Here is a 25,078-nt window from a genome sequence, read left to right as displayed (position 1 = left end):
CCCTCCCCCGACCCGACCGGAGCCCGCCATGACCGCCACCCCGGAAACAGCCCTGTCCGAGCCCGCCACCGCACCGGCCCACCGGGACGGCAACGTGCTGCGCTGGCTCACCGCGTACACCGCGTCCCTCGTCGGCGACAGCGTGTACTTCGTCGCCCTGGGCTGGTCCGCCCAGAAGGTCGCCGGTCCCACCGAAGTCGGTCTCGTCATGGCCTCCGGGGCGATACCGCGCGCGTTACTCATGCTCGGCGGCGGCGTGGTCGCCGACCGGCTCGACCCTCGCCGGGTGATCCTCGGCAGTGACACCTTGCGCTGTCTCCTCATCCTCGCTGCGGCCGCCGGTATCGCCCTGGCCTCGCCGGCGTTGTGGATCCTGGTCGCAGTCGCACTCGCCTTCGGCGCCGTGGACGCGCTCTTCGTACCCGCTGTCGGCGCGCTCCCGCCGCGCATCACCGGCCCCGGCCAGCTGGCCCGCGTCACCGGCCTGCGCTCGCTGTCGATGCGCCTCGGCCAGATCGCGGGCCCGCCGGTCGGCGGCCTGGCCATGGGACTGGGCGGGCCCGCGGCCGCCTTCGCCGTCGCCGGTGTGCTCTTCGCGCTGTCCGTGCCGCTGCTGCTGACGGTACGCATACGGCCCCTCGCGTCCGAGGGCGCGGAGCCGCCGGGCCCCGGCACCGCGCGGGGTGAACTGCTCGACGGCCTGCGCTACATCCGCCGTCACCCCCTCCTCGGCCCGCTCGTCGCCGCCTGCGCCGTCTGCGAACTCGGGCTCGTCGGCACCCTCAACGTCGGCATGGTGCTCCTCAACGCCGAACGCGGCTGGGGCCCGGCCGGGTACGGCTGGATCGTCAGCAGCTTCAGCGCGGGCGCCGCGGCGAGCGCCGCGCTGCTGGCCGTTGCCGGATGGCTGCCCCGCGCGGGACTGGTCCTGGCCGGAACCCTGCTCACCGGCTGCGCGGGAGCGGCAACCATCGCCCTGGTACCCGCCCTCTGGCAGGCCGCGCTCCTCGCCACGCTCATCGGCCTCACCGCAGGCATCTTCGGCAGCCTGGACAACGCCCTCATCCAGACCGCCACGAACCCGGCCAACCTCGGCCGGGTCACCTCCGTCGTCATGCTCGCCATGGTCGGACTCGCCCCTCTCAGCTATCCCCTGGTCGGCGCCGCCATCGGGGCCTGGGGATCCGCCGCCGTGTTCGCCGGGTGCGCCGCCTTCGCCGGGCTGGGCGTCGTCATCGCCCTCGCGTCGAGCGCGGTGCGGGATGCCGAACTGCCCCGGCAGCGCCGGGCCGTGTCCTAGCGCCCCGGCCAATGCGGGCTCGGCAGGCCGTCGTTGCCCATGTGGGCGCGTCGCCACAGCCCCGTCCAGGTGTACGGGGTCTGCGGGACGACCGGGTGTCGCCGCCCGCACGGGCAGGGCGCCAGCACCCAGGCGCACCCGGGGCACAGCGTCACCCAGCCGTGCCCGGACGAGTGGGACACCGGTGGTCGCTCGTCGCCGCAGGCGGGGCAGCCGGGGAGGTCCGCGCCGTCCAGGAGCGCGTTCTGGCGCCGGACGTACGCGGGCAGCCGCAGCGGCGGATGGCGGAACGGGTCCTCGTACCAGCCGCGGTTCGGGCTCTCCGACCAATTCCGCAGCCACCACGGGCGCGGGCTCGCCACAGCCCGCCGCCCCGCCCGCTTCTCCGCCCGGCGCCACGCGGCGTACTCCTCCGTCCGCGCGAGCCACAGCACCCGCGCCTCGTGCAGTTCCTCCACCGCCCGTACGAGGGAGTCCGGGTCCGCCTCCAGCCGCCGGGGGATCGCGGCGCTGAGGGTGAGGTGGTGGTACGTCGCCCGGAGGCCGTACGGAGCGAAGACGGTGAGGCAGGTCCGCAGTGCGTTGTGGCGGCGGTGTACGGGGTGACCGGCATCGTGCACGTGCGCCCGGTGGGTCAGGAAGCTGGTCATCGCGTGGCCGACAGGTCCGGAGCGACCTCGCCGTTCACGTACGCCGCCTGTGCCGTCCTCGGTCCCATGCCCGCATGCTAATCCGCGCCGCCGGCCGTCAGCTCGTACTCAGCCCACACCGTCTTCCCCGGTGCCTGCTTCCTCGGGTACCAGCCCCAGCGCGTGGCCAGGCCCTCGACCAGCAGCAGGCCGCGGCCGTCGTCCGCGAGGCCCGCCGCCGCGAGCTTGCCGGGGCGGGGCGGGACGCGTTCGCCCCGGGTGTCGGTCACCTCGATCCGGGCCGTAGGACCGGGGCGCTCCACGACGCGCAGCAGCAGGTGGAAGTCCCTGCCCTGCACGTGGCCGTGGCGCACCGCGTTCGCCGTCAGCTCGGCCGTGATCAGGACGACCGCCTCGTGCGCCTCCGTCCCGTACGGCAGTCCCCAGGCGTCCAGCCGGACCGCCGACAGGCGGCGGGACAGCCTCGCGCCCCGGGGCGTGGAGGTGAACCGCATGTCGAAACTCGGGGTGCCCAAGTGGGGGAAGTTGAGCGTGTGTTGTGTGTGGCGGTGGGGGCTGTCGATGTTGCTCGTCATGGCTACGAGAGTCCTCGCCGTGGCGTAGCGTGACCAGTGGTGACGCACCGACGCGATCTCCTTGTACGCGCGCTGTCGGCACCAGTACGTGGAACACGGCGCGATCGAGCGAGGCAGGGTGCGATGACGGCTGAGCGGGTGGACCCCGGAGAGATGGACGCCGCCCAGGCGGCGGACAAGGCGGGTCAGGATGTGGTCATTGCCTTCGGGCAGAGCCTGAAGACGTTACGCGTACGGGCGGGCATGCAGCGGGACGAACTGGGCCGCCGTCTGGGGTACTCGGCGTCAACCATCGCCTCCTTCGAACAGGGCCGGAGGATTCCGCCCCCCAGGGCGATCGACCAGGCCGACAAGGAGTTGGGCGCGGACAACCTGCTCACGGTGTGGAAGGAGCCGGTGGAGAAAGCGCAGTACCCGGTGTTCTTCCAGGGCATGGCGCAGCTGGAGAAGCAGGCGATGGAGCTGCTCGTCTACGACACGCATGTCGTCAACGGCCTGCTTCAGACGGAGGCTTACATGCGGGCGCTGCTCGACATGCGTCGTCCGCCTCTGGACCTGGAGACGATCGAGCAACGGGTGGCAGCCAGGCTGGCCAGGCAGGACATCTTCGACCGCCGCCCTGCGCCGCTCCTGAGCTTCGTCATGGACGAGGCTGTCCTGCGGCACCGATACGGCGGCCGCAAGGTGATAAAGGGACAGTTGGAGCACCTGCTGCTCTTCGGCGAGCGGGGCAACGTGGAGCTTCAGGTGATGCCGACCGACTGCGAGGACAACGCCGGGGTCAACGGCCCGTTCACCGTCATCACGCGCAAGGACGGCAAGAAGTATCTGTACGTCGAGGCGCTCAACACAAGCACCCTGGTAACCGATGCCTCGCAGACGGTCCTCGCTGCCGCACGCTATGGGATCATCCGTTCACAGGCTCTCAGCCCGCGAGAGTCACTGGCGTTCATCAAGAAGTTGCTGGGAGAACTATGAACAACACCGAACCCCTCGCCTGGTTCAAGAGCAGCTACAGCGGCACCGAGGGCGGCCAGTGCATCGAGGTCGCGAACGGCGCCGGAGCCGTGCACGTGCGTGACTCCAAGAACGTGGCCGGGCCTGTCCTCCGGGTGTCGCAGAACGCCTGGGCCGGGTTCGTCGGACTCGCCACGGCGAAGTAGTACAGGCCGCGTCTGTACGCACCAGAGCCCCGCCGGACCGCAACGGACCGGCGGGGCTCTCGCCTGCGAGGGCCAGGCCTGGGACGCTCCAATAAACCGATCTGGCGCGACCGGCATCACCGCTGCGGGTGAGTCCGATCGCGCCGGACAGGGGCGTCAGGTGTTACGCCAGGGTCCAGGACTGGTTCGCCGTGCCGCCGCACGTCCAGATCTGGAGCTGGTTGCCGTCCGTGGTGCTCCAGTCCGTGACGTCCAGGCACTTGCCCGAACCGGAGTTCACCAGGCTGCCGTTGGCACCGGTCGTCCAGGACTGGGCGGCGGTGCCGTTGCAGTCGTAGAGCTGGACCTTCGAGCCGTTGGCGGTGCCGGCCGCCGCGACGTCCAGGCACTTGCCGAGGGCGCGGAAGGTGTTGCCGTTACGGGTCCACTGCTGGGCCGACGTGCCGTTGCAGGTGTAGAGGTCGACCTTGGTGCCGTTGGCGCTGCTGGCCCCCGCGACGTCGACGCACTTGCCGCCGTAGCCCTTGATGGTGGTGGTGCCGGCCGGTGGGTCGACGGGGCCTCCGCCGCCCGTGATGGCCTTGAAGGTGTTGGTGAACTGCCAGGTGCTCTGCGGGGTGCCGCTCTGGCCCTGGTTGTCGCGGCCGAGGGACCAGAAGGTGAGCTCCTGGATGCCCTTGCTCGCGGCGAAGGCTTCGAGTTCCTGGGCGTCCTGGACGGTGAAGACCTCGGCGGCGGTGTCGTTGATCCCGATCATCGGGCAGTTGCCCTCCATCGCCCAGAGCTGGGCGGCGGACTTGTCGGTCCAGATCTGGCCGAGCTGGGTGTGCAGGCCGTTCGCGGCGCTGATCGCGGCCTGGCCCATGTCCATGGCGGGGCCGTAGTCCATGGTCATGATGTTGACCAGGTTGACGTTGAGGTTGTGGCTCTTGGCGTTCTTCAGGAGCGCGATGCCGTTGGACTCCAGGCCGCTGGGGCTGACCGGGAGGGTGAAGTCGACGTCCAGCTTCCGGCCCTGCGCCGCGTAGTCCTTCTGCAGGTTGGCCAGCGCCTGGTTGCGGCGGTCGTTGGCGGCGGTGTTGTCGAGGGTGCTGCCCTCGATGTCCAGGTCGATGCGGGTCAGGTTGAACTGGTCGATGACCTTCTTGTACTGGGCCTGCATCGCGGACACCGAGCTGCAGGAGGCGAGTTCGCTGCCGCTCGCGCCGCCGAAGGAGGCGATCACGTCGCCGCCCACCGCGCGCAGGCTGTTGATGGCGTTGTTCCAGCCGGAGTCGGTGACCGGGGTGTCGCCGTTGATGGTGGCGTTGCAGGTGCCCTGGCTGACGATGAAGGCGAGTGTGTAGTACTTGTTGCCGGTCGCGTTGTACGCGTTCATCAGGCTGGACGGGCTGTTCCACATCTCCGCGTACGGAGCCGCGTAGTGCGCGGGGAAGCCGGGGCCGGGGTTGGCGGCGGCGGAGGCGGGGGCGGCGGCCGTGGCAACCAGGCCGGCGGCGGCCAGGGGCACGACGCCGAGCAGCGCGGTGAGCCATCTGCTGCGTGATCGGGGCATGGGGGGTCCCTCCGGTTTACGGGTAGGTGGTGAGGTACGCGACGTTGCTGCTGGGCGTGACGGCCGCCCCGGTGTTGTTGATGATGTGGCTGATCGTTCCGGCGCCGCCGAGGACGACGGTGACCATGTCGTGGAACTTCACGCCGGAGGTCTGGGGCACCTCGAAGGAGTGGTCCTCGACCACCGACGGGTTGACGTTGAAATACGCGTAGCTGCCGAGGCCCCACGCTTCGTGGCTGGTCACGGACGCGCCGACCTTGTACGCCGGGTAGCCGTTGGTGTTCCCGTTCTTCCAGGCGCTCTGGTTGGGCGGGTCGTAGGGCAGCTCGTTCTGGAAGAAGTACGTGCGCCCGCCGTTGCCGTTCCAGATGACCTGGGTCTTCTGGTAGTGCTCCACGAACAGCCCGTACGCGGTGACGTTCTGGCCGTTGACGACGAGCCCGGTGTCGGCGGTGTTGGTGTTCCAGCCGACCGTGCCGCCGTTGCCGTGGTCGGCGCGCCAGATCCAGGTGTGGTCGATGATCGTGTTGCTGGTGTTGACGACCAGCGACTGGGTGGCCTTGCCGACGGTCGCGCCGCCGATGCGGAAGAACACGTCGTTGAGCGTGACGGGGTTGGCGGCGTGGTTCGCCGACGCGCCGTCGGGCCCGATCCGCATCAGGGTCTGGGAGTTGGTCGTACCGGCGTCGACCAGGACGCCCGCGATCTTGATGCCGTCCACGTCGGCCGTGGTCAGCGCGGTGATGCCGTTGTCCGGGATGAGCGTGGCGAGGCCCATGCCGAGGACGACGGTGTCGGGGCGGGTGACGTTGAGCGTCTGGTTGAGGTGGTAGACGCCGGGGGTGATGAGGAGGTTCTTGCCGGCGGCCAGGGCGGCGTTCATGTCGGCCGCGCTCGCGCCGGGCTTCGCGATGTAGAAGTCGTCCAGCGGCAGCGAGGATCCCGCCTGGTTCTTGCCGCTCCAGGTGGTGGCCGAGGCGTTGGTCTGCGCGGCGGGGACGAAGACCTTCCAGGCGCCCGCGCCGTCCACGTACAGGAAGGGCTTCTCGCGGTTGACCGGGGCGGAGGCGACAGTGGTGTAGGTCGGGAAGGACTGGGCGGGGGCGCCCTGGTCGCCGACGAAGACCATGTTCCAGTTGGAGCCGGACCAGGATCCCATCTGGGTGTTCTTGGTCAGGAACTGCTGCTGGCTGCCCGACTGGATCTGTCCGTCGATCTTGGAGTCGGAGATGAAGCCGCCGCTGGACCAGCCGCCGTCGTCCAGCTTGAGGTTCCCGCGCACGTGCATGCGCCGGTACGGGGCCGCCTGCGAGACGGCCCAGCGGTCGCTGCCGCCGTTCGGCGTGACGGACAGGTTCTCGGCGTCGCGCCAGAAGTTCTGGGTGGCGTTGCCCTGGAACCAGTCGGCCTCGGCGTGGACCGCGCCGTTGATGTTGACCGCGTCCGGGGACAGGCCGAGGCCGGCGACCTGGGTGTAGAAGCCGACGTTGACGTCCGCGCTGTACGTGCCCGGCTTGAACAGGACCGCGTAGCGCTGGGAGCCGAACTGGTCGGACTGCTGCTGGTTGAAGATGCTGTTCAGCTTGGACTGGATGGACGAGGCGGACATCGACGGGTCGAAGATCACCGTGTTCGGGCCGAGGTCCGGGTTGTTCCCCGTGGGCGGGTCCGTGGGGTCGGTCGGGTCCACCGCGCCGGAGAAGCTCCACTTCTGGTTGCCGGTGCCCGCGCAGTCCCAGATCTGGAGGCGGGCGCCGTCCGCGTTGCTGTTGTCCTTGATGTCCAGGCACTTGTTCGCGGCGGTGTTGACCAGGTCTCCGGCGGAGGTCAGCCGCCACTTCTGGCTGGCGACGCTCCCGTAGCAGGTCCACAGGTGGACGGCGGTGCCGTTGGCCGTGCCGTTCGCGGCCAGGTCCAGGCACTTGCCCTTCACGGTCAGCGAGCCGTCGGCGTTGAGCGTCCAGCTCTGGTTCTGGCTGCCGGGGTAGCAGGTCCACATCTGGGCGGGCGTGCCGTCGGCGGTCGAACCGTCGGTGAGGTCTAGGCACTTGCCGTTGCCGGTGTTGGTCAGGGCGCCGGGGGTCGCGGCGCCGGCGGTCCCCGAGCCGAGGGCGACCAGGGCCCCGGCGGCGGCCAGCGAGGCGGACATGGCCATGGCCAGGGGGGCGGTGCGCCGTCTGCGGCGGCGGTGGGGCGGATGAAGCATGGGGAGCCTTCCTGTGGCGGGCGGGGGGTAGGAAGTCAGGTCCATGACAGGAAACACGTCCGGCCTTATTTCAAGCCGTGAAGCTAGAGGCGTGGCCGACCGCCCGTCAACCCCCTTGCACGGGCCGGTATTTCAACCTCTGTAGACACTCCGCCCGCGATCACGGGAAACCGCAGCATCCCCGTACGGCTTCTGAAGTCGCAGGTCAGCTGTGCTGACGTGCAGCGTTCGAGTTATGCGCGAATTTCTGCCAGGAAGGTTTCCTGACAGATGCCTTGACGGGCTGTCGTGTACACGCGCAGACTCCGGTCTGCTCAGCCGCTGCGCTCCACCGCCCACCTCTGGAGTCCCCCATGCGCGTCAGACACGGCACCGCACTCCTGCTCCGGCTCCTCGCCCTCGCCGCCCTCGTGCTCGGCCTGCAGGCCGCCCCGGCGCACGCCGCCCCCGCCGCCGGTACGTTCCGGGTGCTGGCCTTCTACGACGGCACGTACGACGCGGCGCACATCAGCTTCGACCACGAGGCGAACAGCTGGTTCGCCCAGCAGGGCGCCGCCCACGGCTTCACGTACACCGCCACGACCGACTGGAACCGGCTGAACAGCTCCGAGCTGGCCGGCTACCAGGTGGTGATGTTCCTCGACAACTACCCGCACACCGCCTCGCAGCGGTCCGCCTTCCAGTCGTACGTGCAGAACGGCGGTGGGTTCGTCGGCTTCCACGTGTCCGCGTTCAACACGGACACCAGCGACTGGCCCTGGTACCACAACACCTTCCTGGGCACCGGCACGTTCCGCTCCAACACCTGGGGGCCCACGCAGGAGACGCTGCGCGTGGACGACCCCGGGCACCCGGCGACGGCGGGGCTCCCGGCCACGATCACCTCGTCGGTGAGCGAGTGGTACAGCTGGCAGAACGACCTGCGGAAGAACCCCGCGATCGACGTCCTCGCCTCGATGGACCCCTCGACGTTCCCCATCGGCACCGACCCCAACCAGACCTGGTACAGCGGGGATTACCCGATCGTGTGGTCGAACCGCGACTACCGGATGGTCTACAACAACTTCGGCCACAACGCGATGGACTACGCGACGAACACCGCCCTCTCCTCCACCTTCGCGAGCGCCCGGCAGAATCAGCTCCTGCTCCAGGAGATCGCCTGGGCCGCCGGGCAGGACGGCGGCCCGGTCACCCCGCCCGAGGGCGCCACCGGCCGGATCACCGGCTACGGCGGCAAGTGCGTCGACGTGGCGGGCGCGAGCTCCGCCAACGGCACGGCCGTCCAGCTCTACGACTGCAACGGCACCGGGGCCCAGCAGTGGACGACCGGCACCGACGGCACGCTGAGGGCGCTCGGCAAGTGCCTGGACGTCGCCGCGGCCGGGACCGCGAACGGCGCGAAGGTCCAGCTCTACGACTGCAACGGCTCCGGGGCGCAGGTCTGGCAGCACCGGAGCACCGGCGAGCTGCTGAACCCCGCGTCCGGGAAGTGCCTGGACGCGACCGGGCCCAGCTCGGCCAACGGCACCCGGCTCCAGCTCTGGACCTGCTACGCCGGCGACAACCAGCTCTGGACCCTCCCGGCCTGACCGGGGTGGGCGGGGGCGGTCGCGGCGAGGGGGCGGACCCCGCCGCGACCGCCCCTCCGTCCGGGTGGCCCCGTCCCGCCGCCCGGCGCAACGCCTCGTGTCGCGCGCGCGGAGCGGGGGCCCCGGCTGCCCAGGATGCCGGTATGAAACCCATGCCCAAACGCCTAGCCGCGCTGCGCTCACGCGCACGCGCCACGGGTGCGGCCTGCGCCGTCCTGGCGACGGTCGTCCCCGTCTTCTCCCTCGGTCTCGGCGCGACGCAGGCCGCCGCCGCTCCCCTGCCCGGCGGGCTCGGGCCGTGTGTGCCGGGCGACTGTCCCGACCCGTTCCCGGACGTCAACAACGGGCCGATCGCCGGCCGGGACGACGGGATCAACATCTTCGTGGGCGACGACTTCCTCGTCCGGGGGCGGGCGGCGGAGGCCGAGGGCCGGGTCGTCGTGCTGGACGACTTCGACCAGAACAAGGACGCGGCAGCGGGCGGACTGTACAACCTCGGGATCGTCGGGGTCGGCTCGCGCGTCGCGCCGCCCGTCGACTCGGACTTCCTGGCCGCCGGCGGTGACGTGACCATCGCCGCCGGGCAGACCCTGGACACGACGGGCGGCCTCGTCGACGAGCTGGGCACCGTGCGCTACGCGGGCACGCAGACCGGGACCGTCACCGGGACGACCGTCCAGGACGACGACGCGACGGCCCCGTACGTAGGCCTGCGCGACGAGCTGACGGCGGCCAGCCAGTGCTACGCGCGGCCGGACGGCACGACCCGGACGCCCACCGGGACCGCGGTCAACGAGGGCTACCGGACGCTGTTCACCGGCGACGGCACGTCGCAGCTCCAGGTGTTCAACGTCGACTTCGACCTGGTCAACCCGAACTCGCCCAACGGAAGCCAGTCCATCGAGTTCGCGGGCATCCCCGACGACGCGACGATCCTGGTCAACGTGGTCGGCGAGAACCGGGTCATCAACACCACCAGCGGGAGCGACACGCTGGGCCAGTACCGCGAGCGGCTGCTGTGGAACCTGCCCGACGCCACCACGGCGTCCTTCGTGGGGTCCGGGCAGTTCCAGGGCAGCGTGCTGGTGGGCGAGCAGGCGTCCATGACCACTGTGAGCCTGCCCGGCATGAACGGCAGGTTCTTCACCACCGGCTCGCTCACCCACACCAGCGAGAACGCCGGGGTGGAGTTCCACGCCTACCCGTTCGACGGCGACCTCCCGGACTGCGCCGGTCCGCAGCCGGTGACGGGCGCGGTGAGCGTGCTCAAGACTGACGCCGACACCGGCAACCCGCTCGCGGGGGCCGACTTCGAACTGTGGCGCGAGACCAACGACACGCCCGGCCTCCAGACCGACGGCGCCGACCCGGACACCCACGTCTCGGACTGCACCACCCCGGCGAACGGCGTCTGCTCCGACACCACGACCGTGGGTACGTACTACTGGCGCGAGACCGCCGCCCCGGACGGCTACGAGCTGCCCGACCCGAACGTCTTCGGGCCCCTCACCCTCACCGAGGACAACGCCGACCAGGGCGTCCAGGTCGAGGCCATCAACAGCCGGACGCCCGTGCAGCCGGTGACCGGTGAGGTCCGCGTACGCAAGACGGACGCCGACAGCGGGGACCCGCTGGCCGGGGCCGACTTCGAGCTGTGGCGCGAGACCAACAACACGCCCGGCCTCCAGACCGACGGCACCGACCCGGACACCCACGTCTCGGACTGCACGACGCCCGCGAACGGCGTCTGCACCGCGACCACGATCCCCGGCACCTACTACTGGCGCGAGACCGACGCCCCGGACGGCTACGACCTGCCCGACCCGAACGTCTTCGGGCCCCTCACCCTCACCGAGGACAACGCCGACCAGGGCGTCCAGGTCGAGGCCATCAACAGCCGGACGCCCGTGCAGCCGGTGACCGGTGAGGTCCGCGTCCACAAGATCGACGGGGACACCGGAGCCTCGCTCGCGGGGGCCGACTTCGAGCTGTGGCGCGAGACCAACAACACCCCGGGGCTCCAGACGATCGGGATCAACCCCGACACGCACGTCTCGGACTGCACCACCCCGGCGAGCGGCGTCTGCACCGCGACCACGGTCCCGGGCACCTACTACTGGCGCGAGACCGAGGCCCCGGACGGCTACGAGCTGCCCGACCCGAACGTCTTCGGTCCTCTCACCCTCACCGAGGACAACGCCGAGGACGGCGTCGAGGTCGAGGCCGTCAACTGCAAGACGCCCGTGCCTCCGGTGACCGGTTCGCTGACGCTGGACAAGACGGACGCGAAGAACGGGGAGCCGCTGCCCGGGGCCGTCTTCGAGCTGTGGCGCGAGAGCAACGACGTGCCCGGCCTCCAGACGGGCGGGGCGAACCCCGACACCCTCGCGGACGCGGGCTGTTCCACCGACCAGGACGGGCAGTGCACCTTCGACGACCTGCCGCTCGGTGAGTACTACCTCCGCGAGATCGCCGTCCCGGAGGGCTACGTGCTCCCGGCGAACCCGGTCTCGGGTCCGTACGAGGTGACGGAGGAGAACAGTGAGGAGGGCGTCACCGTGGAGCTGGCCAACCACCGCGGTGAGCCCTGCAAGGGCAAGGACTGCAAGGACGACACGCACAAGGCCGCTCGCGGCTGACACGGTCACCCGCCCGGCCGTCCACTCGTGGGCGGCCGGGCGTTTTCGCTGATTGGCTCGGCACTACACCGTTCCCGTTGATCCCGCAGGAGGTCCGGCCGTGTCCCGTCCCCACCGCCTCATCGGTGCCGCAGTCGCCACCGCGGCCATGGCGCTGCTGTGCACCGCGGCCCCCTCGGCCGCCTCCTCCGGCCGCGACGCCGCGTGCACCGCCCCGGCCGGTCCGTACCAGCGGCAGCTGGAGCAGCATCTGGGGCTGCCCGTGGACGGCCGCCAGTCCGACGCCGACTGCCGGGCGATCCGGTCGTTCCAGACCGAGCAGGGCCGCCCGCACCCGGACGGGCTCGCCGACCTCGGCACGTACCGCGCGATGCTCGTGGTCGAGGCCACCCCGAATCCGAACGCCGCCGGGAACTGCCCCGTCGAGACCGGCCGGGTGACCTGCGTCGACATGGACCGCCAACTGCTGTGGGTGCAGAAGGGGAAGAAGGTCGTCTTCGGGCCCGTGCCCATCCGTACGGGCCGAGACGCCGAGGAGACGCGGCCCGGCAGGCACACCATCTACTGGCGCGACCGCGACCACGTCTCCGACCTCTACGACGACGCCCCCATGCCGTACTCGCAGTTCTTCGACGGCGGTCAGGCGCTGCACGGACACCCGGGCGACCTGTACGACGGGGGCGGGTCGGCGGGCTGCGTCAACCTCACGGTGGACGACGCGGCGAAGCTGTGGGATCTGCTCGCGCTCGACGACGTCGTCTATGTGTGGGGTGTGAAGCCCGGCACCGCCGGTTGAGACCTACTCCTCGCCCTCCAGGTTTCCTTCCGTTTCCAGGAAGACCTGGCGCAGCGCTTCGAGCACCGCCGGGTCGGGCTTGGCCCACATGCCGCGCGACTCCGCTTCCAGCAGGCGTTCCGCGATGCCGTGCAGGGCCCACGGGTTGGCCTGTTCCAGGAAGGCGCGGTTGGCCGGGTCCAGGACGTAGGTCTCGGTCAGCTTGTCGTACATCCAGTCCGCCACCACGCCCGTCGTGGCGTCGTAACCGAAGAGGTAGTCGACGGTCGCCGCCAGCTCGAAGGCTCCCTTGTAGCCGTGGCGGCGCATCGCCTCGATCCACTTGGGGTTGACGACGCGGGCGCGGAAGACGCGCGAGGTCTCCTCGGTCAGCGTGCGCGTGCGGACCGTCTCGGGGCGGGTCGAGTCCCCGATGTACGCCTCCGGGGCGGTCCCCTTCAGTGCGCGGACCGTGGCGACCATGCCCCCGTGGTACTGGAAGTAGTCGTCGGAGTCCGCGATGTCGTGCTCGCGGGTGTCGGTGTTCTTCGCGGCGACCGCGATGCGCTTGTACGCGGTCTCCATCTCCTCGCGGGCCGGGCAGCCGTCCAGGTCCCGGCCGTAGGCGTAGCCGCCCCAGGTCGTGTAGACCTCGGCGAGGTCGGCGTCGGTGCGCCAGTCGCGGGAGTCGATGAGCTGGAGCAGCCCGGCGCCGTACGTGCCGGGGCGCGAGCCGAAGATACGGGTGGTGGCCCGGCGCTCGTCCCCGTGCTCGGCCAGGTCCGCCTGCGTGTGCGCCCGTACGTGGTTGAGCTCGGCGGGTTCGTCCAGCGAGGCGGCCAGCCGCACGGCGTCGTCCAGGAGGCCGATGGTGTGCGGGAACGCGTCGCGGAAGAAGCCGCTGATGCGGAGGGTGACGTCGATGCGGGGGCGGCCGAGCTCGGCCGCGGGGATCGGTTCGAGGCCGGTGACGCGGCGCGAGGCGTCGTCCCAGACCGGGCGCACGCCGAGCAGCGCGAACGCCTCCGCGACGTCGTCGCCCGCGGTGCGCATGGCGCTCGTACCCCAGAGGGAGAGACCCACGGACACCGGCCAGTCGCCGTTGTCCTCGCGGTAGCGGTTGAGGAGCGAGTCGGCGAGGGCCTGGCCGGTCTCCCAGGCGAGACGGGAGGGGACGGCCTTCGGGTCGACCGAGTAGAAGTTCCGGCCGGTGGGGAGGACGTTGACGAGTCCCCGGAGGGGTGAGCCGGAGGGGCCTGCGGGGACGAATCCGCCGTTGAGAGCGTGGACGCAGTGGTCCAGTTCGTCGGTGGTCCTGGCCAGGCGGGGGGCGACCTCCTCGGCCGCGAAGTTGAGGATGGCGGCGACAGAATCAAGCCCCTGCGGCGATTGAGCAGCGGGGTCCGGGGCGGAGCCCCGCGCCGACGGATCGGCAACGGACCCGGCGACCGCGGCCACGGCCGAGCGCTCCCAGCCCGCGTCCTCCATCGCCTGGACCAGCGCCAGCGCCTCCTCCTCCACCGCGTCCGCGTCCGTGCGGGTCGCCGCCGACTCGTCCAGGCCCAGCGCCTCGCGCAGGCCCGGCAGGGACGTCGTGCCGCCCCAGATCTGGCGGGCCCGGAGGATCGCCAGGATCAGGTTGACGCGGGCGGCCCCGGTCGGCGCGGCGCCCAGGACGTGGAGGCCGTCGCGGATCTGGACGTCCTTGATCTCACAGAGCCAGCCGTCCAGATGCATGATGAAGTCGTCGAAGCCCTCGTCCTCCGGGCGGTCCTCGACGCCCAGGTCGTGGTCGAGCTTCGCGGCCTGGATCAGGGTCCAGATCTGGGCGCGGATGGCCGGCAGCTTGGCCGGGTCCATCGCGGCGATCTGGGCGTGCTCGTCCAGGAGTTGTTCCAGGCGGGCGATGTCCCCGTAGCTGTCGGCCCGGGCCATCGGCGGCACCAGGTGGTCCACGAGCGTGGCGTGCGCCCGGCGCTTGGCCTGGGTGCCCTCGCCCGGGTCGTTGACGAGGAACGGGTAGATCAGCGGGAGGTCGCCGAGCGCCGCGTCCGGGCCGCAGGCGGCGGACAGGCCCGCGTTCTTGCCGGGCAGCCATTCCAGGTTGCCGTGCTTGCCGAGGTGGATCATCGCGTCGGCGCCGAAGCCGTTGTCCTCGGCGCGGGCGGCGATCCAGCGGTAGGCGGCCAGGTAGTGGTGCGAGGGCGGCAGGTCCGGGTCGTGGTAGATCGCGATCGGGTTCTCGCCGAAGCCGCGCGGGGGCTGGATGAGGATGAGGAGGTTGCCCCGGCGCAGGGCCGCGAGGACGATGTCGCCCTCCGGGTTGCGCGAGCGGTCCACGAACATCTCGCCGGGCGGCGGGCCCCAGTGCTCCTCGACACCCTCGCGGAGTTCAGCGGGCAGCGTGGCGTACCAGCGGCGGTAGTCGGCGGCGGGGATGCGGACCGGGTTGCGGGCGAGCTGCTCCTCGGTGAGCCACTCCTGGTCGTGGCCGCCCGCCTCGATGAGGGCGTAGATCAGCTCGTCGCCGTCGCCGGAGGCGAGCCCGGGGACCTCCTCCGTACCGAAGTCGTAGCCCTCCTCGCGCAGTCGGCGCAGCAGGGCGACCGCGCTGGCGGGGGTGTCGAGCCCGACGGCGTTGCCGATACGGGAGTGCTTGGTCGGGTACGCGGAGAGGACGAGCGCGACCCGCTTCTCGGCGTTCGGGATGTGGCGCAGGCGGGCGTGGCGGACGGCGATACCGGCGACGCGGGAGGCGCGCTCGTCGTCGGCGACGTAGGAGGGGAGGCCGTCCTCGTCGATCTCCTTGAAGGAGAACGGGACGGTGATCAGGCGGCCGTCGAACTCGGGCACGGCGATCTGGCTGGCGGCGTCCAGCGGGGAGACGCCCTCGTCGTTGCCCTCCCAGTCGGTGCGGGAGCCGGTGAGGCAGAGCGCCTGGAGGATCGGGACGTCGAGCGCGGTGAGCGCACCCGCGTCCCAGGACTCGTCGTCGCCTCCGGCCGACGCCTCGGCGGGCCGCGTGCCGCCCGCCGCGAGGACCGTGGTGACGATCGCGTCGGCGGCGCGCAGGGTCTCGATGAGCTCGGGTTCGGGGGCGCGCAGCGAGGCGACGTACAGCGGGAGGGCCTTCGCGCCCTCGGCCTCGACGGCCCGGCACAGGGCCTCGATGAACGCGGTGTTGCCGCTCATGTGGTGGGCGCGGTAGTAGAGCACGGCCACCGTGGGGGCGTCGTCCGCCGTCTCCCGGGGGGTGCGTTCCAGCGGGCCCCAGGAGGGTGCGGGGGCGGGCGGCTCGAAGCCGTGGCCGGTGAGCAGCACGGTGTCGGAGAGGAAGCGGGCGAGCTGGTCCAGGTTGGCCGGGCCGCCGTGCGCGAGGTAGGCGTGGGCCTCGGCCGCGATCCCGATGGGGACGGTGGAGGCGGCCATCAGCTGGGCGTCGGGGGCCTGTTCGCCGGTGAGGACGACGACGGGGCGGCCGGTGGCGAGGACCTGGTCGAGGCCGTCCTGCCAGGCGCGGACGCCGCCGAGGAGGCGTACGACGACGAGGTCGGTGCCGTCCAGGAGCGCGGGCAGGTCCTGGAGCGGGAGGCGGGAGGGGTTCGCGTACCGGTAGCGGACGGGTCCGTCGGAGGCGCGGGCGCTGAGCAGGTCGGTGTCGGACGTCGACAGGAGCAGGATCATGCGGCGTCGGGCCTTCCTCGGGGTGTCCACGCCCCGGGCGGTGTCGTGATCCCCTGCTCGGACCTGCCGAACGTGCGGGGAAGGGAGTTCCTGACTCGCCCGGCCTGGTGGGGCCGGGCTCACAGTGGCGGGACCGCGCCGGAATCGCACCGGGCTTCCTCCCCTGTCGCCGTCTGTGGCGACGACGGACCCGGAGGCCCGCCGGGGTCCGCCCGCGAAGACGGGCCCCGCAGGCATAGTACGGGCCGGGGTGACCGACCGGTCATACGGATCGGAAGACGGGTCATACGGATCGGATGAGATGGTCGGTATGCTCGCCGCCATGCCTCCCCCAGCCCCCCATTTCGCCCAGCCCGACGACGCCCGTTTCCGGTCGCGCGGCGACGCCTGCCCCGGTGCGCTGCGGCTTCACCGGGCGGACGACGGGGCGTTGGCACGGGTCCGGGTGCCCGGTGGTGTGCTCACCGCGGAGCAGGCGGACGGGCTGCGGCAGTTGGCCGGTGAGCTGGGCGATGGTGAGCTGTATCTCACTTCGCGCGGCAATGTGCAGCTGCGCGGGCTGGGTACCGAGTGCGGGGGTGAACTGGCCTCACGCATGCACGAAATGGGTCTTTTGCCCTCCGAGCGGCATGAGCGGGTCCGCAATGTGGTGGCCTCCCCGCTGTCCGGGCTGGACGGGCTCGGCGCGCGCAATGTCCGCCCGTGGCTGACCGCGCTGGACGCGCTGGTGTGCGCGAGCGAGGAGGCGGCCGGTCTGTCGGGCCGGTTCCTGTTCGCGCTGGACGACGGGCGCGGTGACGTGGACGCGCTGGGCGCGGACGTGACGCTGCGGGCGCGGGCGGACGGGGACGCGGAGTTGCGGATCGGGGCGCTGGACTCGGTGGCCCGGATCCCGGCGGACGAGGCGCCGCGCGCCGCGCTGCTCGCGGCGACGGTGTTCCTGTCCCTGGCGGCCGGTTCCGGTGCGTGGCGGGCGGCCGAGCTGCCCGGGGGCGCGGAACCGTTGTTCGCCGAGGTGGTACGCAGGTGGGGTGCGGCCGGGCTGCCCGTCACCCTCGGGACCGTACCGGTGCCGGACGGCACTCCCCCGGCGCTCGGCGTGGTGACGGGGTCCGGGGACACGGACGCGCTGTCCGTCGGGCTGCCGCTCGGGCGGGCTGACGCGGTGCGGTGGCGGGCGCTGACGGACCTCGCCCGGGACCACGGCGCGGGCGAACTGCGACTCACACCGTGGCGCGGAGTCGTCGTGCCCGGTGTCCGGCGGGACCGGGCGTCCGGCGCGCTCGACGCGCTGGAGGCCGTGGGCCTCGTCACCGGGGACCGCTCGCCGTGGACCGGCGTCGGGGCGTGCGTCGGGCGGCCGGGGTGCGCGAAGTCCCTGGCGGATGTCCGGGGTGACGCCGCGTCAGCCTTGCCCGCCGCCCCGCCCGTGGGCGCCCTGCCCGTCCACTGGTCCGGGTGCGAGCGGCGGTGCGGGCACCCGGGCGGTGCGTGGGTCGACGTCCTCGCAGGGCCGGACGGCGGCTACCGGGTGTCCGTCGTACGGGACGGCGGGCGGCGTGAGGAGCCGGTCCGCGTCACCGACGACCCCGCCGCGCTGGCCGACGCCGTGGCGGCGGCCCGTGATCCCCGCACCTGACCGCCCCACACTTTTTCTGACCCACCCCCGCCCCAAGAAGAGAGCGACACCACTGTGTACGAGTACGAGAAGGACGGACCGGCCATCTATCGCCAGTCCTTCGCCACCATCCGGGCGGAGGCGGACCTCGCCGGGCTGCCCGCGGACGTGAGCCAGGTCGCGGTCCGGATGATCCACGCCTGCGGCATGGTCGACCTCGTACGCGACCTCGGCTACACGCCCGACGCGGTCGCCCGCGCCCGCGCCGCGCTGCGGGCCGGCGCGCCCATCCTGTGCGACGTGGCCATGGTCGCCAGCGGAGTCACCCGCAAGCGGCTGCCCGCGGACAACGAGGTGGTGTGCACCCTGTCCGACCCGGCCGTGCCCGGGCTCGCGGCGGAGCTGGGCACGACCCGTTCGGCGGCCGCCCTGGAGCTGTGGCGGGACCGGCTCGACGGGGCGGTCGTGGCCGTCGGGAACGCGCCGACCGCCCTGTTCCGGCTGCTCGAAATGATCGAGGAGGGGGCCCCGCGCCCCGCCGCCGTCATCGGGGTCCCGGTCGGGTTCGTCGGGGCCGCCGAGTCCAAGGACGCCCTGGCCGCCCACCCGTCGGGGCTCGACCACCTGATCGTGCGCGGCCGGCGCGGCGGGAGCGCCATCGCGGCCGCCGCGCTCAACGCCATCGCCAGCGAGGAAGAGTGACCGTGAGCGAGCAGCAGCCGGGGCGCCCGGACGAGCGGACGGGACGGCTCTACGGGGTCGGGCTCGGGCCCGGCGACCCGAACCTGATGACCCTGCGCGCGGTGGAGGTCATCGCGGAGGCGGACGTCGTCGCCTACCACAGCGCCCGGCACGGCCGGTCCATCGCCCGGTCCATCGCGGCGAAGCACCTGCGCGCCGACCACATCGAGGAGGCCCTGGTCTACCCCGTCACGACGGAGACCACGGACCACCCGGGCGGCTACCGGGGCGCGATGGAGGACTTCTACACCGAGGCGGCGGCCCGACTCGCCGTGCACCTGGACGCGGGGCGCACGGTCGCCGTGCTCGCCGAGGGCGACCCGATGTTCTACGGCTCGTACATGCACATGCACAAGCGGCTGGCCGACCGCTACCCGACCGAGGTGATCCCCGGGGTGACCTCGGTCAGCGCGGCCGCCGCCCGGCTCGGGACCCCGCTCGCGGAGGGCGAGGAGGTCCTGACGATCCTGCCCGGCACCCTGCCGGAGGAGGAGCTGACCGCCCGGCTGGCCGCGACCGACGCGGCCGTGGTGATGAAGCTCGGCCGCACCTTCCCCGCCGTGCGCCGCGCCTTCGAGGCGTCGGGCCGGCTGCCCGAGGCCCGCTATGTGGAGCGCGCCACGATGGCCGGGGAGCGGCTGGGCGAACTCGCGGACACGGACGCCGCATCGGTGCCGTACTTCGCGGTCGCCGTGCTGCCGAGCCGGATCGACGCCCGCCCCGAACGTGCACCGGGCGACGGTGAGGTGACCGTCGTCGGCACGGGTCCGGCGGGCCCGCTGTGGCTGACGCCCGAGACGCGCGGGGCGCTGGCCGCCGCCGACGACCTGGTCGGCTACACGACGTACCTGGACCGGGTGCCGGTCCGGCCGGGGCAGACACGGCACGGCTCGGACAACAAGGTGGAGTCGGAGCGGGCGGAGTTCGCGCTCGACCTGGCCCGGCGCGGGCGGCGGGTCGCCGTGGTGTCCGGCGGGGACCCGGGGGTCTTCGCCATGGCGACGGCCGTGCTCGAAGTCGCCGCGCAGGAGGAGTACGCGGACGTGCCGGTGCGGGTGCTGCCCGGGGTGACGGCGGCCAACGCGGCGGCGGCCCGGGCGGGTGCGCCGCTGGGCCACGACTACGCGACGATCTCGCTGTCGGACCGGCTCAAGCCGTGGGAGGTCATCGCGGAGCGGCTGCGCGCCGCCGCCTCGGCGGACCTGGTGCTCGCGCTGTACAACCCCGGTTCGCGGAGCCGGACCTGGCAGGTCGGCAAGGCCCGGGACCTGCTCCTCGAACACCGCTCGCCGGACACGCCCGTGGTCCTCGGCCGGGACGTCGGCGGGCCGTCCGAGAGCGTACGGACCGTGCGCCTCGCGGACCTCGATCCGGTCGAGGTGGACATGCGCACGATCCTCATCGTCGGGTCTTCGCAGACCCGGTGGGGGCGCCGGGGCGACGGCACGCAGATCGTGTGGACGCCGCGCCGCTACCCGGAGGACTGATCCGTCAGCCAGGCCAGGGCCTCCTCCGGGGTGCCGGCCACCGCGCCTCCCCCGGGGACCGGTGGCCGGCGGACCACGACCACGGGGATCGACGCCTCGCGGGCGGCGGTCAGCTTGGAGGCGGTCGCGGCGCCGCCGCTGTCCTTGGTGACGAGGACGTCGACGCGGTGGCGGCGGATCAGCTCGCGCTCGCCCTCCAGGGTGAAGGGGCCGCGGTCGAGCAGGGTCTCCATCCGGGCCGGGTACGGCGGCTCCGGGGCGTCCACGGACCGCATCAGGAACCACAGCTCGTCCAGGCCCGCGAAGGCGGCGAGCCCCATCCGCCCGGTGGTGAGGAACACCCGCCGCCCCAGTGCGGGCAGCGCCTCGGCCGCCTCGGCCAGGGAGCCGACCGGGTGCCAGTCGTCGCCGGGACCGGGCACCCAGCCGGGTCGGCGCAGCATGAGCAGGGGAACATGGGCGGCGGCGGCCGCGGCGGCCGCGTTGAAGGTGATCGTCCCGGCGAAAGGATGGGTGGCGTCGATGAGCGCGTGCACCCGGTGCGAGCGGAGCCAGTCCGCGAGCCCGTCGGCCCCGCCGAAGCCCCCCACCCGGACCTCCCCGGGCGGCAGCTTCGGCCGGGCCACCCGCCCGGCCAGGGAGCTGGTGACCCTGCTCCCGGCGGGCAGCTCCGCCACCAGCAGCTCGGCGAGGCGGCGGGCCTCCGTCGTCCCGCCCAGAATCAGTACGTGCACAGGGACCATCCATGAGTGAGGCGAAAGGCGGGCGCGGCGCCCAACTCAAGCACACCGGTCTGCGGCCCGGCTGGACGACCGGGGCCTGTGCCACGGCCGCCACGACGGCCGCGTACACGGCGCTGCTGAGCGGGGACTTCCCGGACCCGGTGACGATCACGCTGCCCCGGGGCCAGACCCCGGCGTTCGCGCTCGCCGTGGAGGAGCTGGGCGACGGGCGGGCGACGGCGGGCGTGGTGAAGGACGCGGGCGACGACCCCGATGTGACGCACGGCGCCCTGGTGCGGGCGAGCGTACGGGCGCTGCCGCCGGGCTCCGGCGTGGTGTTCCGGGCGGGCCCCGGCGTCGGCACGGTGACGCTGCCCGGGCTGCCGCTGGACGTCGGCGAACCGGCGGTCAACCCGGTGCCGCGCCAGATGATCCGGGACCACATCGCGGAGGTCGCGGCGGCGCACGGCGGGTCCGGGGACGTCGAGGTGACGATCGGCGTGGACCACGGCGAGGAGATCGCCCGCTCCACCTGGAACCCGCGCCTCGGCATCCTGGGCGGTCTGTCGATCCTCGGCACGACCGGGGTCGTGGTGCCGTACTCCTGCTCGGCGTGGATCGACTCGATCCGGCGCGGCGTGGACGTGGCGCGCGCGGCCGGGCACACCCATGTCGCCGGGTGCACGGGGTCCACCTCGGAGAAGACGGTGGTCGCCGAGTACGGGCTGCCGGAGATCGCGCTGCTGGACATGGGCGACTTCGCGGGCGCGGTGCTCAAGTACGTACGCCGCCACCCGGTGGACCGGCTCACGATCTGCGGCGGGTTCGCCAAGCTGTCGAAGCTCGCCGCCGGCCATCTGGACCTGCACTCGGGGCGCTCCCAGGTCGACAAGGCGTACCTGGCGGAGCTGGCCCGGCGCGGTGGCGCCGACGAGGCCCTGGCCGCCGGGATCGCCGTCGCCAACACCGGGCTCGCCGCACTTCAGCTGTGCCAGGCGCGCGGGGTGCCGCTGGGCGATCTGGTGGCCGTGGCCGCGCGGGACGAGGCGCTGTCGGTGCTGCGGGGCGCGCCAGTGGCCGTGGACGTGATCTGCGTCGACCGGGCGGGCACGGTGGTGGGGCGCAGCTCCGTACGCTGACCCGCCCCGGCGGGGCTCAGCAGGTGTGGCGGTCGCGGGCCGGGGAGTAGAGGTGGCTGTCGTGGAACTGCTCGGCGCCCAGGGTGCGGCCGACCATGATCACGGCGGTACGGATGACCCCCGCGTCCTTCACCTGTGCGGCGATGTCGTCCAGGGTGCCGCGCAGGACGAGTTCGTCGGGGCGTGACGCCATCGCGACGACGGCGGCCGGGCAGTCCGCCCCGTAGTGCGGCAGCAACTCCTCGACGACGCGGTCCACGTAACGGGCGGCCAGGTGCAGGACAATCAGGGCGCCGCTGCGGCCGAGCGTCGCCAGGTCCTCGCCCTCGGGCATGGCGGTGGCCCGCTGGGCGATGCGGGTCAGGATGACGGTCTGGCCCACGGTCGGCACGGTCAGCTCGCGCTTGAGGGCGGCCGCCGCGGCCGCGAACGCGGGCACGCCCGGGACCACTTCGTACGGCACGCCCGCCTCGTCCAGGCGGCGCATCTGCTCGTTGACCGCGCTGAACACCGAGGGGTCGCCGGAGTGCAGCCGCGCCACGTCGTGGCCGGCCCGGTGCGCGGCGACGAGTTCGGCGGTGATCGCGTCGATGTCGAGCTGCGCGGTGTCCACCAGGCGGGCGTCGTCCGGGCACTCGGCCAGGAGTTCGCGGGGCACCAGGCTGCCCGCGTACAGGCACACCTGGCAGGCGGCGAGCATGCGGGCGCCGCGCACCGTGATCAGGTCGGCGGCGCCGGGGCCCGCGCCGATGAAGTACACGGTCATCTGTCGTCTCCAGGGAGTTGCGTGGCCTTGCGTACGGACCACTGGGTGACGGGCATGGCCTGGCGCCAGCCGGTGAACGTGCCGACGGGCACGGCGTGCGACACGGCGAGGCGCGTCAGCTCCCCGCCGTGCTCCTTGTGCCGGGCGGCGAGCAGCGCCTCGGATTCCAGCGTGACCGTGTTGGCGACCAGCCGGCCGCCGGGCGGGAGCGCGGCGAGGCAGGTGTCGAGAAGGCCGGGCGCGGTGAGGCCGCCGCCGATGAACACGGCGTCCGGGGTGGGCAGTCGGTCCAGGCAGTCGGGCGCGCGGCCGGTGACGACGCGGAGGCCGGGCACGCCGAGCCGGTCGGCGTTCTCCGCGATGCGCGCGGCGCGGACGGGGTCGCGTTCGACGGTGACGGCCCGGCAGGAGGGGTGGACGCGCATCCACTCGATCGCGATGGAGCCGGAGCCGCCGCCGATGTCCCAGAGGAGTTCACCGGGGGCGGGCGCGAGCACGCCGAGGGTGACGGCCCGGATGTGACGCTTGGTCAGTTGCCCGTCGTGCGCGTACGCCTCGTCCGGCAGGCCCGGTACGGCGCCGAGGCGCAGCGCCCCCGGCGCGGTCCGGCACTCGACGGCGACGACGTTGAGCGGGTCCCCCGCCGGATGGTCCCAGCCGTCCGCCGTGCCCTCGGCGCACGCCTCGTCCTCGCCGCCGAGCTGTTCCAGGACCCGCATGCGGCTGGGCCCGAAGCCGTGGTCGCGCAGCAGTGCGGCGACGGTGGCCGGGGTGGTGGCGTCGGCGCTGAGGACGAGGATCCGGCGCCCTTCGTGGAGGGCGGCGGCGAGCCGGGCTGCCGGGCGGCCGACGAGGGTGACGACCTCGGTGTCCTCCAGCGGCCAGCCGATCCGGGCGCAGGCGTAGGAGACGGACGAGGGGTGCGGCAGGACGTGCAGCCGGTCCGGGCCGAGGACCTCGGTGAGGGCCCTGCCGATCCCGTAGAACATCGGGTCGCCGCTGGCCAGGACGGCGATGCGGCTACCCTCGTGCGCGGCGAGCAGGCCGGGGACGGCGGGGCGCAGGGGCGAGGGCCAGGGCACCCGGGTGCCCGCGCACCGGGGCGGGAGCAGGTCCAGCTGGCGTCCGGCGCCGATGAGGACCTGGGCGGCCGCCAGCTCCGCGCGGGCCGCCTCGGGCAGGCCCGCCCATCCGTCGGCTCCGATCCCGACCACGGTCACTGCAGGTGGGAGCGGGTGCTCGGAGGGCTGGGGGGTCACGGACGGTACCTCGGGTTTCGGGGGCTGACGCTCCCGAACTCTACTGGCCGGTTCCGGACGGGTCCCGGGCACCCGGCTCCGGAGGCGTCCCCCCGAGGGGCCGGCGCCGTCAGAGCATGATCAGCAGGCGGGTCTTCGGCTTGAGCTTCCGGTTGACCGAGCGGCTCTGCACGTACACCTCCAGGTCGGGATTGTTCCCCGCCTTCACGGACACCGTTCCCCGGACGCCCGAGCCGAACAGCAGATTGCGGGCCGCGTCGCCCGAGTAGGCGCGGTCGGTGTCCTTCTCGACGACGATGACCTCCTTGTCGGGCTGCACCTGGACGCGGGCGCCCAACTGGTAGTAGCAGGAGCCGCGCTCGTAGGTGACGCCCGGGTGCGAGTCCACGAAGGAGCGGATCTCGACCTCCTTGTCGACCTTCAGGAGCCGGTACTTGTCGGCCGGGACCGGTTCGAGACTGGCCCGGACGTCGTCCACGGATATGTCCTGGCCGACCGCGAAGAGGTTCTTCGTGCCGCGCACGCCCTGCTCGCGGCCCCGCAGGAAGCTGGTGGCGGCGGCGCGGACGGTGCCGATCGCCTCCTCGACGCCCTCCTTCGAGTCGGCGTCCCAGATCGCGATGTTCCCGGCCGGGAAGCCGTAGTTCTGGGCGGTGCGCTTGGCCAGGGAGTTGGGGACGAGGATCGCCGACGTCCAGTGGCCCGGGAGGGCGCCCATCTTCGCCGAGATGCGGTCGAGCCAGGGGCCGAGGATCGTCATGTCCCCGTCGTGCCTGCGGTCGCCGCCGGAGGCGTTCTCCTCGCCGTCCGTCACCACGATCTGGAGGAAGCTGTGCTCGCCGTACTCCTCCCAGATGTGGCCCAGGTCGTCCAGGGACTTCAGGGAGGCCTCGATGAGGGCCGTCGCGCCGTTGTTCACGTGGTACAGGCCCCGCATGGAGGGCAGGTGCTTCACGTCCATGTCCCAGACCAGGTTCTCCACCCGGTGGTCGAAGGAGTAGAGGCTGATCCGGGTCTCGTGCCCGAGGCTGTCCGACTCGGCCTTCAGACCGGCCACGAACTCGTCCACTACGCGCACGAGCTGTCCCTGGTGCGGGCGCATGGAGCCCGAGCAGTCCACGACGAGCGCGACGTGATTCACCTTGTGCTGGATCTTGTTGGCAGGCACTGCTGCTCCTTCTGCGAGGCTCCCCAAGCGACGTCCTCACCG

The 25,078-nt window shown here is 72.5% G+C and carries 19 protein-coding genes and 1 riboswitch; of the genes, 10 read left to right on the top strand and 9 right to left on the bottom strand.

The window, feature by feature from the left end; genetic code table 11:
- Positions 1–28 precede the first annotated feature (28 nt).
- Positions 29–1,300 (top strand): MFS transporter, encoded by a 1,272-nt coding sequence (locus tag OHS17_RS26355; RefSeq protein ID WP_330314132.1) that lies wholly within the window; start codon positions 29–31, stop codon positions 1,298–1,300.
- Here the strand turns inward: OHS17_RS26355 and OHS17_RS26350 are convergent.
- Together OHS17_RS26350 and OHS17_RS26345 are read right to left on the bottom strand one after the other, a co-directional pair.
- Complete coding sequence (locus OHS17_RS26350) at positions 1,297–1,950, bottom strand: hypothetical protein (RefSeq protein WP_330314131.1); 654 nt, start codon at positions 1,948–1,950, stop codon at positions 1,297–1,299. The genes OHS17_RS26355 and OHS17_RS26350 overlap by 4 nt on opposite strands.
- A 77-nt stretch (positions 1,951–2,027) precedes the next feature.
- Positions 2,028–2,525, bottom strand: a complete 498-nt coding sequence (locus tag OHS17_RS26345; protein ID WP_330314130.1) for an ATP-binding protein — start codon at positions 2,523–2,525, stop codon at positions 2,028–2,030.
- Positions 2,526–2,648: 123 nt separating this feature from the next.
- Here OHS17_RS26345 and OHS17_RS26340 point away from each other — a divergent pair, with 123 nt between their 5' ends.
- Positions 2,649–3,503, top strand: a complete 855-nt coding sequence (locus OHS17_RS26340; RefSeq protein WP_330314129.1) for a helix-turn-helix domain-containing protein — start codon at positions 2,649–2,651, stop codon at positions 3,501–3,503.
- Entirely contained in the window at positions 3,500–3,688 is a 189-nt protein-coding gene (locus OHS17_RS26335) for a DUF397 domain-containing protein (RefSeq protein ID WP_330314128.1), read from the top strand. Before OHS17_RS26340 ends, OHS17_RS26335 begins: the two co-directional genes overlap by 4 nt.
- A 163-nt stretch (positions 3,689–3,851) precedes the next feature.
- Here the strand turns inward: OHS17_RS26335 and OHS17_RS26330 are convergent, their stop codons facing one another.
- Both OHS17_RS26330 and OHS17_RS26325 read right to left on the bottom strand, forming a co-directional pair.
- On the bottom strand, positions 3,852–5,243 hold the full coding sequence (locus tag OHS17_RS26330; protein ID WP_330314127.1) for a ricin-type beta-trefoil lectin domain protein: 1,392 nt from the start codon (positions 5,241–5,243) through the stop codon (positions 3,852–3,854).
- Positions 5,244–5,259: 16 nt separating this feature from the next.
- Positions 5,260–7,449: an RICIN domain-containing protein gene (locus OHS17_RS26325; protein WP_443066151.1), complete on the bottom strand. Its 2,190-nt coding sequence runs from the start codon at positions 7,447–7,449 to the stop codon at positions 5,260–5,262.
- 353 nt (positions 7,450–7,802) lie between these two features.
- On the opposite strand from OHS17_RS26325, the gene OHS17_RS26320 reads away from it, so the two are divergent.
- The 3 genes from OHS17_RS26320 to OHS17_RS26310 all read left to right on the top strand — a co-directional run bounded on the left by OHS17_RS26320 (position 7,803) and on the right by OHS17_RS26310 (position 12,473).
- Positions 7,803–9,038 (top strand): ThuA domain-containing protein, encoded by a 1,236-nt coding sequence (locus OHS17_RS26320; RefSeq protein ID WP_330314126.1) that lies wholly within the window; start codon positions 7,803–7,805, stop codon positions 9,036–9,038.
- Positions 9,039–9,181: 143 nt separating this feature from the next.
- Entirely contained in the window at positions 9,182–11,677 is a 2,496-nt protein-coding gene (locus OHS17_RS26315; RefSeq protein WP_330314125.1) for a SpaA isopeptide-forming pilin-related protein, read from the top strand.
- Between the two features lie 100 nt (positions 11,678–11,777).
- Positions 11,778–12,473 carry a L,D-transpeptidase gene (locus tag OHS17_RS26310; protein ID WP_161206559.1) on the top strand — a complete coding sequence of 232 codons (696 nt, stop codon included), beginning with the start codon at positions 11,778–11,780 and terminating at the stop codon, positions 12,471–12,473.
- A 3-nt stretch (positions 12,474–12,476) separates the two neighbouring features.
- Here the strand turns inward: OHS17_RS26310 and cobN are convergent, their stop codons facing one another.
- A complete protein-coding gene (cobN, locus tag OHS17_RS26305) occupies positions 12,477–16,136 on the bottom strand; it encodes a cobaltochelatase subunit CobN (protein ID WP_330314124.1) in 3,660 nt (1,219 codons plus the stop codon).
- Positions 16,137–16,220: 84 nt separating this feature from the next.
- A riboswitch (cobalamin riboswitch) is annotated at positions 16,221–16,321 on the bottom strand.
- Positions 16,322–16,437: 116 nt separating this feature from the next.
- Here cobN and cobG point away from each other — a divergent pair.
- The 3 genes from cobG to OHS17_RS26290 are packed head-to-tail and all read left to right on the top strand — an operon-like array spanning position 16,438 to position 19,982.
- Entirely contained in the window at positions 16,438–17,775 is a 1,338-nt protein-coding gene (cobG, locus tag OHS17_RS26300) for a precorrin-3B synthase (RefSeq protein WP_443066150.1), read from the top strand.
- A gap of 54 nt (positions 17,776–17,829) precedes the next feature.
- Positions 17,830–18,456: a precorrin-8X methylmutase gene (locus tag OHS17_RS26295; protein ID WP_018105780.1), complete on the top strand. Its 627-nt coding sequence runs from the start codon at positions 17,830–17,832 to the stop codon at positions 18,454–18,456.
- Positions 18,453–19,982, top strand: coding sequence for a precorrin-2 C(20)-methyltransferase (locus OHS17_RS26290; protein WP_330314122.1), 1,530 nt, complete (start codon positions 18,453–18,455; stop codon positions 19,980–19,982). Before OHS17_RS26295 ends, OHS17_RS26290 begins: the two co-directional genes overlap by 4 nt.
- Here the strand turns inward: OHS17_RS26290 and OHS17_RS26285 are convergent.
- Positions 19,967–20,716 carry a cobalt-precorrin-6A reductase gene (locus tag OHS17_RS26285; RefSeq protein WP_330314121.1) on the bottom strand — a complete coding sequence of 250 codons (750 nt, stop codon included), beginning with the start codon at positions 20,714–20,716 and terminating at the stop codon, positions 19,967–19,969. The two genes, OHS17_RS26290 and OHS17_RS26285, sit on opposite strands and share 16 nt — an antisense overlap.
- Before the next feature lie 11 nt (positions 20,717–20,727).
- Here OHS17_RS26285 and OHS17_RS26280 point away from each other — a divergent pair, with 11 nt between their 5' ends.
- The gene (locus OHS17_RS26280) at positions 20,728–21,843 is read left to right on the top strand and encodes a cobalt-precorrin-5B (C(1))-methyltransferase (RefSeq protein ID WP_330314120.1); all 1,116 of its coding nucleotides are present in this window, start codon (positions 20,728–20,730) and stop codon (positions 21,841–21,843) included.
- Between the two features lie 16 nt (positions 21,844–21,859).
- Here the strand turns inward: OHS17_RS26280 and cobM are convergent, their stop codons facing one another.
- The 3 genes from cobM to OHS17_RS26265 all read right to left on the bottom strand — a co-directional run bounded on the left by cobM (position 21,860) and on the right by OHS17_RS26265 (position 25,036).
- The gene (gene cobM / locus OHS17_RS26275; protein ID WP_330314119.1) at positions 21,860–22,609 is read right to left on the bottom strand and encodes a precorrin-4 C(11)-methyltransferase; all 750 of its coding nucleotides are present in this window, start codon (positions 22,607–22,609) and stop codon (positions 21,860–21,862) included.
- The gene (gene cbiE, locus OHS17_RS26270) at positions 22,606–23,829 is read right to left on the bottom strand and encodes a precorrin-6y C5,15-methyltransferase (decarboxylating) subunit CbiE (protein ID WP_443053355.1); all 1,224 of its coding nucleotides are present in this window, start codon (positions 23,827–23,829) and stop codon (positions 22,606–22,608) included. Before cbiE ends, cobM begins: the two co-directional genes overlap by 4 nt.
- Positions 23,830–23,977: 148 nt before the next feature.
- Positions 23,978–25,036 (bottom strand): vWA domain-containing protein, encoded by a 1,059-nt coding sequence (locus OHS17_RS26265; protein WP_330314117.1) that lies wholly within the window; start codon positions 25,034–25,036, stop codon positions 23,978–23,980.
- Positions 25,037–25,078: the final 42 nt, after the last annotated feature.

Source organism: Streptomyces sp. NBC_00523, from assembly GCF_036346615.1.
Lineage (GTDB): Bacteria > Actinomycetota > Actinomycetes > Streptomycetales > Streptomycetaceae > Streptomyces.
Note: the sequence above shows the minus strand (reverse complement) of the source record. Positions and strands in the feature narration are given on the sequence as shown.

What these genes read in the sequence shown, in the direction of transcription:
- OHS17_RS26345 (WP_330314130.1), bottom strand. Translation starts at nt 2,525, where the DNA reads ATGACGAGCAACATCGACAGCCCCCACCGCCACACACAACACACGCTC.
- cobM (WP_330314119.1), bottom strand. Translation starts at nt 22,609, where the DNA reads ATGACCGTGTACTTCATCGGCGCGGGCCCCGGCGCCGCCGACCTGATC.
- cobN (WP_330314124.1), bottom strand. Translation starts at nt 16,136, where the DNA reads ATGATCCTGCTCCTGTCGACGTCCGACACCGACCTGCTCAGCGCCCGC.
- OHS17_RS26350 (WP_330314131.1), bottom strand. Translation starts at nt 1,950, where the DNA reads ATGACCAGCTTCCTGACCCACCGGGCGCACGTGCACGATGCCGGTCAC.
- OHS17_RS26325 (WP_443066151.1), bottom strand. Translation starts at nt 7,449, where the DNA reads ATGCTTCATCCGCCCCACCGCCGCCGCAGACGGCGCACCGCCCCCCTG.
- OHS17_RS26320 (WP_330314126.1), top strand. Translation starts at nt 7,803, where the DNA reads ATGCGCGTCAGACACGGCACCGCACTCCTGCTCCGGCTCCTCGCCCTC.
- OHS17_RS26335 (WP_330314128.1), top strand. Translation starts at nt 3,500, where the DNA reads ATGAACAACACCGAACCCCTCGCCTGGTTCAAGAGCAGCTACAGCGGC.
- OHS17_RS26355 (WP_330314132.1), top strand. Translation starts at nt 29, where the DNA reads ATGACCGCCACCCCGGAAACAGCCCTGTCCGAGCCCGCCACCGCACCG.
- OHS17_RS26330 (WP_330314127.1), bottom strand. Translation starts at nt 5,243, where the DNA reads ATGCCCCGATCACGCAGCAGATGGCTCACCGCGCTGCTCGGCGTCGTG.
- cobG (WP_443066150.1), top strand. Translation starts at nt 16,438, where the DNA reads ATGGTCGGTATGCTCGCCGCCATGCCTCCCCCAGCCCCCCATTTCGCC.
- OHS17_RS26340 (WP_330314129.1), top strand. Translation starts at nt 2,649, where the DNA reads ATGACGGCTGAGCGGGTGGACCCCGGAGAGATGGACGCCGCCCAGGCG.
- OHS17_RS26280 (WP_330314120.1), top strand. Translation starts at nt 20,728, where the DNA reads ATGAGTGAGGCGAAAGGCGGGCGCGGCGCCCAACTCAAGCACACCGGT.
- OHS17_RS26315 (WP_330314125.1), top strand. Translation starts at nt 9,182, where the DNA reads ATGAAACCCATGCCCAAACGCCTAGCCGCGCTGCGCTCACGCGCACGC.